The organism is Bacillus sp. 22-7 (assembly GCF_010628845.1).
GTDB lineage: Bacteria > Bacillota > Bacilli > Bacillales > Cytobacillaceae > Cytobacillus > Cytobacillus firmus_B.
Genome location: NZ_NJQY01000019.1, coordinates 1 through 12,796, shown reverse-complemented (window position 1 = coordinate 12,796; position 12,796 = coordinate 1). Strand labels below are relative to the sequence as shown.

13 protein-coding genes and 1 riboswitch are annotated in these 12,796 nt (G+C 39.8%); of the genes, 9 read left to right on the top strand and 4 right to left on the bottom strand.

All coding sequences use genetic code 11. From position 1 onward, the window contains the following. Positions 1–2 precede the first annotated feature (2 nt). From CE058_RS15545 to CE058_RS15525, 4 genes are all read left to right on the top strand, one after another. Complete coding sequence (locus tag CE058_RS15545) at positions 3–1,649, top strand: ABC transporter permease (protein ID WP_163143837.1); 1,647 nt, start codon at positions 3–5, stop codon at positions 1,647–1,649. Then, a complete protein-coding gene (locus CE058_RS15540; protein WP_163143835.1) occupies positions 1,646–2,344 on the top strand; it encodes an ABC transporter ATP-binding protein in 699 nt (232 codons plus the stop codon). The genes CE058_RS15545 and CE058_RS15540 overlap by 4 nt, the downstream gene beginning before the upstream one ends. 143 nt (positions 2,345–2,487) lie before the next feature. Next, positions 2,488–3,015 carry a CueP family metal-binding protein gene (locus CE058_RS24800; RefSeq protein WP_204260543.1) on the top strand — a complete coding sequence of 176 codons (528 nt, stop codon included), beginning with the start codon at positions 2,488–2,490 and terminating at the stop codon, positions 3,013–3,015. A gap of 140 nt (positions 3,016–3,155) precedes the next feature. Beyond that, positions 3,156–4,220, top strand: coding sequence for a flavin-containing monooxygenase (locus CE058_RS15525; RefSeq protein WP_163143831.1), 1,065 nt, complete (start codon positions 3,156–3,158; stop codon positions 4,218–4,220). Positions 4,221–4,280: 60 nt separating this feature from the next. Here CE058_RS15525 and CE058_RS15520 read toward each other — a convergent pair whose 3' ends face one another. Then, a complete protein-coding gene (locus CE058_RS15520; RefSeq protein WP_204260541.1) occupies positions 4,281–4,730 on the bottom strand; it encodes a DUF305 domain-containing protein in 450 nt (149 codons plus the stop codon). Positions 4,731–5,179: 449 nt separating this feature from the next. Between CE058_RS15520 and CE058_RS15515 the strand changes: the two genes are divergently transcribed. After that, complete coding sequence (locus CE058_RS15515; protein ID WP_163143829.1) at positions 5,180–5,551, top strand: NUDIX hydrolase; 372 nt, start codon at positions 5,180–5,182, stop codon at positions 5,549–5,551. A gap of 553 nt (positions 5,552–6,104) precedes the next feature. On the opposite strand, the gene CE058_RS15510 is transcribed toward CE058_RS15515, so the two are convergent. Beyond that, the gene (locus tag CE058_RS15510; RefSeq protein ID WP_163143827.1) at positions 6,105–6,677 is read right to left on the bottom strand and encodes a hypothetical protein; all 573 of its coding nucleotides are present in this window, start codon (positions 6,675–6,677) and stop codon (positions 6,105–6,107) included. Positions 6,678–7,052: 375 nt separating this feature from the next. Further along, positions 7,053–7,156: riboswitch (SAM riboswitch) on the top strand. 108 nt (positions 7,157–7,264) lie between these two features. On the opposite strand from CE058_RS15510, the gene CE058_RS15505 reads away from it, so the two are divergent. The 3 genes from CE058_RS15505 (at position 7,265) to CE058_RS15495 (ending at position 9,751) form a co-directional block, all read left to right on the top strand. Further along, positions 7,265–8,314, top strand: coding sequence for an LLM class flavin-dependent oxidoreductase (locus CE058_RS15505; RefSeq protein ID WP_163143825.1), 1,050 nt, complete (start codon positions 7,265–7,267; stop codon positions 8,312–8,314). 15 nt (positions 8,315–8,329) lie between these two features. Beyond that, positions 8,330–9,286 (top strand): ATP-grasp domain-containing protein, encoded by a 957-nt coding sequence (locus CE058_RS15500; protein ID WP_163143823.1) that lies wholly within the window; start codon positions 8,330–8,332, stop codon positions 9,284–9,286. A gap of 174 nt (positions 9,287–9,460) precedes the next feature. After that, positions 9,461–9,751 (top strand): RNA polymerase alpha subunit C-terminal domain-containing protein, encoded by a 291-nt coding sequence (locus CE058_RS15495; RefSeq protein WP_163143821.1) that lies wholly within the window; start codon positions 9,461–9,463, stop codon positions 9,749–9,751. A 164-nt stretch (positions 9,752–9,915) separates the two neighbouring features. Here the strand turns inward: CE058_RS15495 and CE058_RS15490 are convergent, their stop codons facing one another. Further along, positions 9,916–10,809, bottom strand: coding sequence for a GNAT family N-acetyltransferase (locus CE058_RS15490; RefSeq protein ID WP_163143819.1), 894 nt, complete (start codon positions 10,807–10,809; stop codon positions 9,916–9,918). A 265-nt stretch (positions 10,810–11,074) separates the two neighbouring features. Between CE058_RS15490 and CE058_RS15485 the strand changes: the two genes are divergently transcribed. Continuing rightward, positions 11,075–11,797 carry an alpha/beta fold hydrolase gene (locus CE058_RS15485; protein ID WP_163143817.1) on the top strand — a complete coding sequence of 241 codons (723 nt, stop codon included), beginning with the start codon at positions 11,075–11,077 and terminating at the stop codon, positions 11,795–11,797. Between the two features lie 355 nt (positions 11,798–12,152). On the opposite strand, the gene CE058_RS15480 is transcribed toward CE058_RS15485, so the two are convergent. Next, positions 12,153–12,623 carry a DinB family protein gene (locus CE058_RS15480; RefSeq protein WP_163143815.1) on the bottom strand — a complete coding sequence of 157 codons (471 nt, stop codon included), beginning with the start codon at positions 12,621–12,623 and terminating at the stop codon, positions 12,153–12,155. Between the last annotated feature and the right edge of the window lie 173 nt (positions 12,624–12,796).

Genomic DNA, 12,796 nt, shown 5'->3' with positions numbered 1-12,796 from the left:
TAATGAATACGGAATCTGTTAAACATTTTTTTCGAAAAGATTTTAACGGATGGTGGCTGGTAAGCTTGATTGGGGCGGCAATTATTTTGCTGCCCATCTTGTTTATCTTTTTTTCTATTTTCCAGGAACCGAATGAAAACTGGTTTCAGATTAGGGAATATCTATTAAAAACTTATGCTGCCAATTCGATTATTCTTGTAGTGCTGACAGGGCTATTTACAGCCATACTAGGGGTGAGCCTGGCCTGGCTCGTTGCTGCATACGATTTCCCGCTGAGGCGCTTTTTTAGCTGGGGGCTTATTCTCCCGCTGGCCATTCCTCCCTATATCGCTGCTTACACCTATCGGACGATGTTAAGCTACACAGGGGTCGTACAGGTTACATTAAGGAACAAGTTCGATTATCAGATCAATCCGGAGTGGCTGTCAATCTCCTCACTGAGAGGGGCCGTATTTATATTTACGATCTTTCTTTTTCCGTATGTATACATTATCTGCAGAGCGTTTCTTGAAAACCAGAGCTCTTCTTTCCTTGAAAATGCAAGGCTGCTGGGAAGAAAGCCTTTTTCGATCTTTGTAAGAATTGTCCTGCCGCTCTCCAGGCCGGCAATCGTGGCCGGCGCTGTGCTTGTCATTTATGAAGTCTTAAGTGATTACGGTGTAACAAGCTATTTTGGCATCCATACGATTACGACAGCCATCTTCCAGACATGGTTTGGCATGTATGATGCAGATTCAGCCATGAGGCTGGCGGCATGGCTAATGGTCATTATAGTTGGATTATTTTTTATAGAAAAATTGCTCAGGCAGGGGAGACGGTATAATATCAGCAGCAAATCAAGGCCTCTGGTCCGGAAAAAGCTAAAGGGGCTTCAGGCAACAGCGGTGTTCAGCTATTGTTCGGCCATCTTCCTGCTCGGGTTCTTTATACCGGTGGTACAGCTGCTGGCATGGACCAGGCTGACTTTCGCCAAGGTATGGAACGATACGTTCTTTACGCTATTAAACCAGACTGTTTTTGTTGGGATGATCTCCACAGCGCTGATACTATTATTTGCTGTGATTATTGCCAATGTAACGCGGTCGCATTCGAACGGAGCCTATGTTTTATCCAAGCTCGCAACAGCGGGCTACTCGATTCCCGGGGCGATTATTGCTATTGGGATCCTTGCGTTATTTATTGAACTTGATTCTTTGCTTGCGCCATTTTATGCTTATATGGGATGGGGAAAAGCTCCCCTTATCTTAAGCTTATCTCTGGCTATGCTCGTGATTGGCTATACCATCCGTTTTATGGCAACAGGCTATAATGCTGTTGAAATCGGCTTTGAGAAAATCGGGCCAAAATATACAGAGGCATCCAGGATGCTCGGATTCGGCGTTACCAAAACCTTTTTCAAGGTGGATTTGCCGCTGATTAAAGGAGCATTATTCAGCGGGTTTATTTTAACATTTGTAGAGATTATTAAGGAACTGCCTTTGGCTTTGCTGCTCAGGCCGTTTAACTTTGATACCCTTGCCACGAAGACCTATCAATACGCAAAAGATGAGATGATTCATGAAGCAGCCATCCCTTCTCTCATGATTATCCTCATAAGTGTTTTATCTGTTGCGGTGTTCCAAATGATTGATAAGAAGGTGAAGAAATGAACATCCTTACCATTCAAAATCTGATATTTTCATTTCCGAAAGCCCGTGTTCCTGTAATTGAGAACTTTTCTTTTAAAGTGGACGAGGGGGAAATCGTTGGCATACTTGGACAGAGCGGCAGCGGTAAAAGCACGCTGCTCAGATTGATTTCAGGGCTTGAAATTCCGAGGTCGGGAAGAATTGAAATCGCAGGCACAGAAGCAGCCGGAGAGAAGACGTTTGTACAGCCGGAAGACCGCGGGGTGGGCATGGTATTCCAGGATTATGCCCTTTTCCCTCATATGTCAGTAAAAGATAATCTTTTATTCGGTTTATCGCGCCTTCCGCGGAAAGAAAGATATCCTCGTGTCAGGGAGATGCTTGAGCTAGTCCAGATGACAGATTATGAGAAAAGATATCCGCATGAGCTAAGCGGCGGTCAGCAGCAGCGGATTGCTCTGGCAAGGGCTCTGGCTCCCAAGCCTAAGCTGCTGCTGATGGATGAGCCATTCAGCAATTTGGATGCGAACTTAAAAGGTTCCATCAGGGATGAGCTTCTGATGATACTAAAAAAGGCAAACATGACCTGTATCATGGTGACGCATGATAAAGAAGATGTGGAAGCCATCTGCGGCAGAAGCATCGTATTTGGAAAAGCGGAAGGCAGACCAAGTGAAGCTCCTGGGAAGGAAAGTAAACTTACGTTTGTAAGGTAGCTCTGTAAGGCCCGCTAAAGAAGCGGGCCTTTTGCTGTTCTGCCAGACACTTTATTTTGGTAGCTTTCATAAATTGTTCATATTTATTTGCTATAGTACTTTGGTATAGTAAGAGATGAAGACAGAATAAGGATGTGAAAATGATGAAGATCAAATTGGTTCTTGCTGCTTCACTGATTTCTATGGTATTAGCTGGATGTGGACAAGCAGATTCCAAGGATGATGCTGCTTCAGAGACTGAAGACATCAAAGCCTTAGTGAAGGATTACAGCGTTGGAAACATAAAGACCGGATCTGCCTCCATTACCTCAGAGCAGCTGATCGTTAAAGAATCGGACGGAGAAGAATTATCCTATGATCTGCCGGAAGAAGAATTCTTCGTATCGATTGCCCCTTACGCTAATGAAACCCATCCTTGAACGAATCATAGCTTGACAGGTTGTCAAGGTGAACTGGCTGAAAAAGAGTTTGATGTATATATTGAGGATTCGGAAGGCAATGTGATTTTGGATGATACGATCAAAACCCAGGCTAATGGATTTTTCGATTTATGGCTTCCAAGAGACAAAACCTATCAAATAAAGATTAAGCATGATGGAAAAGCATCAGAATCGGAAATTTCAACGTTTGAGGATGACGCTACTTGCATTACCACGATGCAATTAACATAAAAGGATCTGCTGCAGGTAAATACCTGCTATTGAGCTGCCATTGGGCGGCTCTTTTTTTGAGAAACCGTATTCCTTTTTCTGGTTATTATGTATAATAATATTCAAATGTATATTTGAATGTAACGCGGGGAGCGATGGCCATGATAAACTATGAAGCTGTCATTATTGGCGGTGGTCAAGCCGGGTTAGCGATGGGATATTTTTTGAAAAAAGAGAAGCTATCCTTTGTGATAATAGAAAAAAACGGTGAGATTGGGGACTCCTGGAGACAAAGATACAACTCCCTTGTTTTATTTACTCCACGCCAATATAGCAGTCTGCCTGGACTGCAAATGAGAGGTCCATCAGAGGAATTTCCGACGAAGGATGACATGGCAGATTATCTGAATGACTATGTGAAGCATTTTGATCTTCCGGTCATGCTGGATACGAACGTCATACAGTTAAATAAACTGCCAGATGGTTCGTTTATTATAGTGACTAACAGCGGTATCGTTAAAGCTCAACAAGTTATCATCGCGGCCGGTGCCTTTCAAAAACCTTATATACCTCCTCTTAATAAAGATGGAACAGGTGCTTTCCAGCTTCACTCTTCAGAATATCGATCACCGGAAGAAGTGCCAGGTGGTGAGGTATTGATTGTGGGCGGCGGCAATTCAGGTGCGCAGCTTGCTGTGGAGTTAGCCAAAGACCGGAAAGTCACAATAGCTGTTGGCCATCGCATGAAATTTTTGCCCTTAACAATACTGGGGAAAAGCATTTTTTATTGGCTGGAAAAACTCGGGCTGCTGTTTGCGGGGACAGATACGATTAAAGGCAGCTGGTTTCAGAAACAGAAGGACCCGATTTTTGGAAAAGAGCTGAAGACACTCATTCAGACTAAAAAGGTTGATGTAAAGCCTAAAGTTTTACAAGTCAGTGGTACAGAAGTTCTCTTTGGAGATGGGATTCAGAGGAATTTCGAAAGTATTATCTGGTCTACTGGTTTTGTTCCTTCATGCGAATGGATTCATATAGAGGGTGTGGTCTCTGCTGAAGGAAAACCGATACATAAAAGGGGAATTACTGAAATTAAGGGGCTTTATTTTATTGGTTTGCCCTGGCAATACCAGCGAGGATCCGCTTTGATTTGTGGAGTGGGAAGGGACGCTGAGTATTTGGCTTCCGTAGTTCTTTCTGGCAGGTTCCAACAGTTAAGGAAGTAACTCAAAAAACCAAAAAGCTCAGATATTCCGAGCTTTTTGGGCATATTCTGATTGATATAGTTATTCTTCTTTAAGGTCATTGATTAGTTTTTGCATTTCCGAAATTTCTTTTTTCTGTGTTTCAATAATGGTGTCGGCTAAGCTGCGGACTCTCGGGTCGGATATCTGAGCCCGTTCACTTGTTAAGATGGCAATGGAGTGGTGAGGAATCATCGCTTCCATATAGTCTGCATCATCTACTGTGGTCTGGCTTCGCAATAAAAATAAGGATGCGATGAAAACGAAAAGGCTTCCGGCGGCAATTCCTGCATTCAATTTGCGATTTTTTAACATATTGCGCATAAATGCCAGCATAATGATAGCCATCGTGGCCCCCATCAACAGAGCCATATAAGCCCTCGTTTCACTGAAAAAGACATGATCCAATTTATATGTGCTGAAATATTTAAAAATAAACATGACAATCGTAGAGACTATTACCATTCCTGCAAATTTCACATAAGCTTTCACTCTATTTCCCCCCTCTTGGCTAGAATTTATAAGATGTGCGATTTTAACTTAAGCAGGTGCTTAATCAGGATCAAGCCATTGTACAAGGTCAGAGAAGAACGCGTATGGCATCCCCCTAAAATGGCGTATTCATTATGTTCTACCACATCTAAAATAATATAAACTGCACAGAAATTGCACATATAGTTTTCTGCAGGGGAAATCAGGGAATCCGGAATGTTCGAGGCTGAATGGAAATTAGGAAAACACTTCTGAGTGTTTTTTAGAAGGTTATGTCATTAGTTGAGCAAAACGAAGTTTAATTGATAGTTGGAAAGGTGCCGGAATCATAAGCATGTGGTTTCCCTTCTTTATTCTTATTTAATATAAGGGGCGGTCGTTGAAAAAAGGATAAGCTTCCAAAGATATTTAATGTTTTATGCAAAGTATGAATTAAGAGGGTGTTGTAAATGCAAAAGTGGCTTGGCTCGGCGGGAGTTTGCATTAGAGGGGATAAGGTTCTAATGGTATTGCAGGGGACAGCAGACGAACCAAAACGCTGGTCTGTTCCTTCCGGCGGTTTGGAAGAAGGAGAAACGTTTGAGGAATGCTGTATCAGGGAGGTAAGGGAAGAAACGGGGTTTGAGGTAAGAGTGATACAGCCTATTTTCAATAAAGTGAGTTGCAGCGGGGAAGTAAGATATTTTGAAGTGGAGATTATTGGAGGAAAAGCAGCCATTCAGGATCCTGATCAATTAATTTATGACATTGACTGGAAGAGTATCGAGGAATTAAGAACCTTAGAGTTAATTATAAAATTGCTGGAAATTATGAAACATTAGAAAGATGTAAATCCAGTTAATAAAAAGTAAGGTAAATTTGACTCTAATGAAAAATACAGCTGCAGCGTTCAGTCTGGCAGTTATTAATATAAAGATTCACAAACTCAGGAACAGCTGCTTAACCAGGCAGCTTTTTTATTATGCGAAACGGTGCACGTTGGCTAATGGCATGTACAAAGTTACCAAAGATCAGCTATTGTATCAGTCCTAAATAGGAAAGCTATCATAAAGGTTCAGCTGACAATCGGTCTGCCGGTCGGATCCCTCAAATTCAATCCTTGGATTGAGTTCCGCATGAATCTGAATGAACGACCTCCAATAATGAATCCTTCGAATGAAAATAGCCGAGTCTTAAGAATGGGCGGCATTACCCCTTTCAGGCAGACAATAAAATAGAGAGCATAATTTGATGTTCTTACTAGTCGTGCTTGTAGGGTATTTTTCAATGGCTGGAAATGGGCAGCCGCATTTCTGCAGAGGGAGCGTGGTATGGTTTAGCTGCCAGCCAGGCGGATCCTTTTTTTAAAATCAAAGGTCAGGTTGGTAAATCCATTTATCCTTTTTTGTATTTAGCCTCTGTCCATAAAAACACACTCATGATAAATTTAGCTAGCGTAATGACAATTAAATAACCAGCAAATAGATAAATATAATTTGTGTTTCCATAAAGCCTCATGAGTCCTATTCCGACCAGAACCGGCTTAAAGATAAATGCCATAACCGCAGATGTAATGATCATATACAGATAGTAATTCTTTTCCCGGTTTATCGTCCATTGGTAAACAAGCATAAAGGTAACAGGAACGAAACTCGAATCAAGGGTTAACCCTGGCAGCATTGGGATCACTGGGAAAGGATAATTTAGATATCCTAAATTTTTTGAGAACAAATCGATATATCCGAATATTACATGAATACTGTAACCATAGAAACCAAAGAAAAAAATTTTATTTTTATCAATTTTAAAAAATAGGTAGATAAGAGGACCTATAAGAAGTGCTGCCATTAACCAGTATTCAAATGAAGTATAAAGCTCAAAATCTAACCAATACTTATTTAAAGCCTCTTGTCCCTTTTTCCCCATTCTCACTATATGATCAAATTGCTCAATTCGCTTATCCGGCATTTACCGAGTCACCCTTATAAAAGAATATTTAAGGGTATTTTAGCCCTGAAATAGGGAAATATTCACAACAATGTCTAATCATAAGACTCTTGGATATATAAGGTTTTTTATATTTTTAATAAAACAACAGTTTTCGGAGCTATAAAAATTTCACCAAAGTTTATTTCGGAACTAAAAAATCAATGTCCCAACGAAAAGTACAAGATTGAAATACACTTAAAGTAAAGGGTGCTTTACTTTAAAAGCTTTGCAGCAGGTATTGTGGAAAAATAAATCGTATTAAAAATATTTAGAGCATAGAAATAATTTAATTGACAATTTGATCTATTTAAATTATTATCACTTTAAGTAATTAAAAAGCTGAATAGTTTTTTCTTCTTATCCAGAGAGGTGGAGGGACTGGCCCTTTGAAACCTCGGCAGCAGGTTCTGATGAATACTGTGCCAATTCCAGCAAGCGCATCGCTTGAAAGATGAGAAGAGAGTATAAAAAAACTCTCTTCTTTGGAGGAGAGTTTTTTAGTTGTTTGTAAATCCTACTTAAATGATAAGAATAGTAGATATTCAAAAGATAGGGAGAGAAGAAAAATGAAATATGGTTTCTGGCTGCCGATTTTTGGAGGATGGCTGCGGAATGTCGAAGATGAAAGTATGCCGCCAACCTTTGAGTATGCTAAAAACGTCATTCAGTCGGCAGAAAAATGGGGATACTCGACTACGTTAATCGCGGAATTATACTTAAATGATATTAAAGGACCGGACCATGATTCTCTTGAAGCCTGGTCAACGGCTGCCGCGCTTGCCGCAGTGACAGAAAAAATTGAAATTATGACCGCGATCCGTCCCGGTTTTCATAATCCGGCAGTAGCAGCAAAAATGGCAGCGAATATTGATCAAATTAGCAATGGCCGTTTTACTCTTAACGTTGTTTCTGCCTGGTGGGCCGAAGAAGCGCGCCAGTATGGCGGTATTTTTACAGAACATGATGAGCGTTACGCCCGTACAGAGGAGTTCATTGATGTACTAAAAGGACTATGGACAGAAGAAACCTTCAATTATGCTGGCCGATTTTACGACTTACACGACACAAAGCTTGCTCCTAAACCTGTTCAACGGCCTAATCCGATTCTGTATGCAGGCGGTGAAAGTGAAAAAGGCAAGCAGACCATTGCCGAAAAATGTGATGCTTATGTTATGCACGGCGGAACGGTTGAAGAGATTGAGACAAAAATAGCCGATATGAAGGCGCGGCGTGAACAAACGGGGAATGTGCCATTAAGCTCATTCGGAATGGCAGCGTATGTTATTTGCCGTGAGACAGAAGAAGAGGCTCTCGCTGAGCTTGAAAAAATCACGACTGTAAAGGATTCCAATGGTTATGCCGGCTTTAAGGACTTCACGACAAAGTCACATCTGGAGCAGCAGATTCAGCTGCAGGATTACTCTGTTTCCAATAGAGGTCTGCGTCCAAATCTAGTAGGAACACCAGAGCAAATTGCTGATCGGATCCTGCAATATGAAGAAGCTGGGCTGGACCTGCTGTTGCTGCAATTTTCACCTCAGCTGGAGGAAATGGAACGCTTCGCAAAGACGGTTATGCCATTAGTGGAACAAAAACGCAGTTTAATAAAGAGCTAGAAAGGGGCCTGAATAATGAGCAAGGTATACGTTATACATGAAAATAGTGAGTGGACAGTTCATTTGACAAAAAGATTGGAGGAACTGGGTGTTCCTTATGAAGAATGGCATTTAGACGAAGGAACGCTGGATTTATCGGCAGAACCCCCGGAAGGTATTTTCTATAGCCGTATGAGTGCTTCTTCTCATACACGTGATCACCGTTTTGCGGCTGAATTTTCCGGACAAGTATTGGCCTGGCTTGAAGCACATGACCGTACGGTGATTAATGGAACGAACGCTTTAAAGCTGGAAGTAAGTAAGGTTTTACAATACTTGGAGTTAAATAAATCTGGTGTGAGGACTCCAAAAACAATTGCAGCGGTTGGAAAACAAAATATCCTAAAGGCAGCCGAAGCTTTTGCCGGACAGCCGTTTATCACAAAGCATAATCGTGCCGGCAAAGGTCTGGGTGTTCAATTATTCCATAGTATTGAAGCTTTAAAATCTTATGTGGAAGGTCCTTCCTTCGAAGAACCGGTAGATGGCATTACTCTTATTCAGGAATATATTCAATCACCTGAAAGCTATATAACGCGCTGCGAATTTGTTGGGGGCAGATTTGTTTATGCTGTCAGGGTTGATACTTCCGATGGATTTGAACTTTGTCCGGCTGATGCCTGCCAGATTGGCGACTTATTCTGCCCGGTAGGAGAAGAGGTTGAAGAGAAGCCTAAGTTCCAGGTCATTGATGATTTTGAGGACGAAACTTTGGAAAAATATAAAGAGGTTCTGGCCAGGAATGATATTCAAGTCGCTAGAATCGAATTTATCAGAAATGCTGAAGGTGACATTTTTACGTATGATATTAATACAAACACAAACTATAATTCGGATGCGGAAGCGAAAGCCGGTAAGTATGGCATGCTCGAATTAGCTGCCTTCCTAAAGAAGACACTAGAAGAAAAATACGCTGCAGCAGCATCTGTATAAATTGAATTTCAAAGATCGGCTGTTCATTACAGCCGATCCCTTTTTAACCAGTCGGGAAGCTTAAATGAAAAGGGAAGTCATGAATAGGGTGGCGGTAAATACGAATAGTTTATAAAATGAATATACGATTCATAATAGATAATACAGGATTAAACTAGGATTGGAGGAATTATCTTGGCAGCAGGTAAAAGTTTAAGGATTTGTGAAAAGGGACATAAATTTTACAAAACTAGTGAGTGTAAAAGCTGCCCTGCCTGTGATAAAGAGAATAAACCCAAAAGCGGCTTCCTTTCAAAACTCAGTGCTCCTGCAAGGAATGCATTGGTATTCGAAGGAATAGACACTTTGGAAAAACTATCAAATTACACAGAAAAAGAAATATTAAAACTTCATGGTATTGGACCAGCTTCCCTGCCTATTATGAGAACCTCCTTAGAAGAAGAAGGGTTATCATTTAAAAAATAAATCGCAGGCTCTTATTTTTCAGCGGGTACGAAAGCTCATTATTCTATGGAACCCAGAAGTTATGGAGTGAATTGAATAGTAGGCTGCAACATTAAGGGCGGAAAAAATATGACAGCCGGAACCTCTTGTTGAAATTCCAGACTGCCATATTTTTGTTTAAGTATTTAAAAATGGCAAGAGTAACACACAAAGCCTTCTGCTTCTTTAAATCCTTCTTGCAAATACAATGATTTTGCTTGCTCGTTTTCTCCGTTTACAGATAAATATATTTGTTTGTATGACTGGTCTAATCCAAACTGCAGAGCTTTCCGCAGAAGCATTCTTCCTAATCCTTTACCTTGGTACTCTGGAATCAAGGCTAAAGACCCGATATTCATTGTCTGAATATCATTATATTCATCGTCGGAACATTTCACCACTCCAACCGGCCTTTCATAATGGTAGAGTATCATGGCCCCGCCATCAAGATAGTCATCAGAAGCCATCATTTTCTTTACTTGGTCCGGGCTCATTGGTGTTTCGCTCCCTTTAAGCTTAGCAAAACCAGTGTTTCGGACCATACACCAGATTTCTTCGTCCTTCCCTGATTCATAATTTTTGATTTTATAGTTTTCCGGAAGATTTACTGACGCAACCGGTGAATGATCTCGTAAAAGGATAAACGAATACCGTTCTGCTGAAAATTGTAATTGTGATAGATTACTTTGCAGCTTCTTATTATCAAGTGGTATAAATATAAAATATTTATCGTAGCCTTCTTTATACTTCAACAATTGGTCCATTAAGCCTTTATAAACATCAATATCTTCAATCTCAGAGTGGAAAATGCGGAATCTTGATTTCCGCCCGCGTTTCGCATATTCATCCATAATCAAGGAAGCGGCTGCTTTTACTTTCCCGTTTTCATCAATTGCTAAATAGGCTGGGTTCTCTTCAGTATTCTGAAATTGTTTTAAATCATCCTCATATAAAAAGGAAGAATCAACTGCTCCTTTATGAAGCCTGCAGTAATTTAAAAAATCTTCTACTCTTCCATTTGATAAGCGCTCAATTTTCATTTACATATACCTCCCCTTAAATAAAATAATACACATGAACGAAAGAAAATGAAGAGGTATACAGCAGCACAAAAAGTAGACTTTACTTAAAATAAGTGCCTTAAGCTTTAAAGTCGGTGGGGGACCAGACATCATTCATTAAATGTTAAGCTGCTAAGCCAGGTGACATTTTGATAGGTTACTAACGGGGAGGATCGTTGAATAATAGTTTCAATATTGTTAAATTTCAACTAACGTTAGTTGGCAAAATGAGAGGAATGAACCGATGGACAAGGAAATGTTTATACCTATAAGTAAATGTAAACTATACGCTAGATTAGTGGGAGAAAATAACGGAAAACCAACAGTTATCATGGATGCTGGATATGGAGACTACTCTAAGGCCTGGAATTCAGTATTAAGGGAGATTTCAATGCTTTCTAGTATACTAATTTATGATAGAGCTGGACTTGGAAAAAGTGAATCAAGCTCTAATCCCAGAACAAGCCGTGAAATGGTAAAGGAATTAAAGGAACTGCTTAATGAAGCCAAGATTAAGCCTCCCTACATATTAGCAGGTCATTCATTTGGTGGAGTTAATATGCGGATGTTTGCTGCAGAATATCCAAATGAAGTGTGTGGACTAGTCTTGATTGACTCTACTCCCGAAGATTACAGAGAGCGATTTCTCCCTGCTATGCCACAAGATTTTCAGCAAGCATATAACAATCAATTCGTTTACGAAGGAAATTATGATGAATTTATGGAAAGTTTAAAGCAGTTAAAAGACACTAGACAAAAGTTAAATGTACCATTAATTGTTCTTTCAGCGGGTAAGAAAGCGCATTATTCCATGGAATCCCAAAAGTTATGGAATGAAATGCAGAGAGAGATTCTTAAAATATCCTCAGATGGAGAATTGGTCATTGCTGAAAACAGTGCCCACTATATACAAAATGACGAACCGGAATTGGTGGTCTGCGCGATAAAAAAGTTAATTGAGAAGTAGTTCTAGGTAAGCTGCTAATCAGGCAGCTTTTTTTCTATTTAAACAATCGAGGGAGATTGTTGATAAAAGTAAATTAAAAGTGTTTTAGTAATAAAATTAGAAACAAATTGGAGTTCAAATAGATGGTTGTATTTTTTATCAAAAATGAAACTTTCAGATTTTAATTCTGTATAACGGTTAATAAGAAACTAACAATATTTGGAGGCTTTTCTACAGTAAGTAGAGACGCATTTTTACTAACGGGGCAGTTTTGCGGAAGAAGAGCCCTTGAATGCTATCTCACTTTGTAGTCTTTCAAGAATTAATACAAAATAAAAAGGTACTTCCCTACAGTGAAAGCACCTTTACTATAATTTTAATCCCAGATTCGAACCCGTGGTACCCCTGCAGTTCTTAAATAATCCAAAAGCTGACCAGTGTGAATTGATTCGTGGTAGGCAATACGGAGGAGCATATCCCCCAAGTCTCTTATATATCCTGAATCAGAGCGGTCTATCTTTATGTTTGTTAAATCTTCATCAGAAAATGACTTGATTGTATCAATGAACTTATTGCGATATGGTTTTGCAAACTCCAATTCCGCGTTTACAGTAGTGAAAGGCCTATTTTCAAAAGGTGAAATAAACTCTGAAAGACTTCCTCTATTTATAAGTGCTAGGTGATAATAATGTTCGCTTTCCAGAACATGCCTGATCATTTCTGTGCAATTCATGGCTTCATCATCAGGCTTCCATTTTAATTTTTCTTCAGGAATTGATGTCCAGACATTAACGCTTCTTCTTCGAACTTCATTAAAGTTTAAAATAATTAGGTCAATTGAATTCAAAAGAACCCCTCCCTTAGTAGTCATAAAGGAATTATACACGAATATATGTTCTGATAGAATTTTTGTTGAGATTTATTAGAAACTATTTTAACAAATTATACAATGTATTTGTGCCCGGTGGTAATCGAGAATGTTAATGTTCTTATTAAACAAAAGGGGCAGCATTCCTGTAA

Bases quoted from the DNA above. Each gene is read 5' to 3' on its own strand.
- CE058_RS15545 (WP_163143837.1), top strand. From the start codon at position 3: ATGAATACGGAATCTGTTAAACATTTTTTTCGAAAAGATTTTAACGGA.
- CE058_RS15540 (WP_163143835.1), top strand. From the start codon at position 1,646: ATGAACATCCTTACCATTCAAAATCTGATATTTTCATTTCCGAAAGCC.
- CE058_RS15525 (WP_163143831.1), top strand. From the start codon at position 3,156: ATGATAAACTATGAAGCTGTCATTATTGGCGGTGGTCAAGCCGGGTTA.
- CE058_RS15515 (WP_163143829.1), top strand. From the start codon at position 5,180: ATGCAAAAGTGGCTTGGCTCGGCGGGAGTTTGCATTAGAGGGGATAAG.
- CE058_RS15510 (WP_163143827.1), bottom strand. From the start codon at position 6,677: ATGCCGGATAAGCGAATTGAGCAATTTGATCATATAGTGAGAATGGGG.
- CE058_RS15505 (WP_163143825.1), top strand. From the start codon at position 7,265: ATGAAATATGGTTTCTGGCTGCCGATTTTTGGAGGATGGCTGCGGAAT.
- CE058_RS15500 (WP_163143823.1), top strand. From the start codon at position 8,330: ATGAGCAAGGTATACGTTATACATGAAAATAGTGAGTGGACAGTTCAT.
- CE058_RS15490 (WP_163143819.1), bottom strand. From the start codon at position 10,809: ATGAAAATTGAGCGCTTATCAAATGGAAGAGTAGAAGATTTTTTAAAT.
- CE058_RS15485 (WP_163143817.1), top strand. From the start codon at position 11,075: ATGGACAAGGAAATGTTTATACCTATAAGTAAATGTAAACTATACGCT.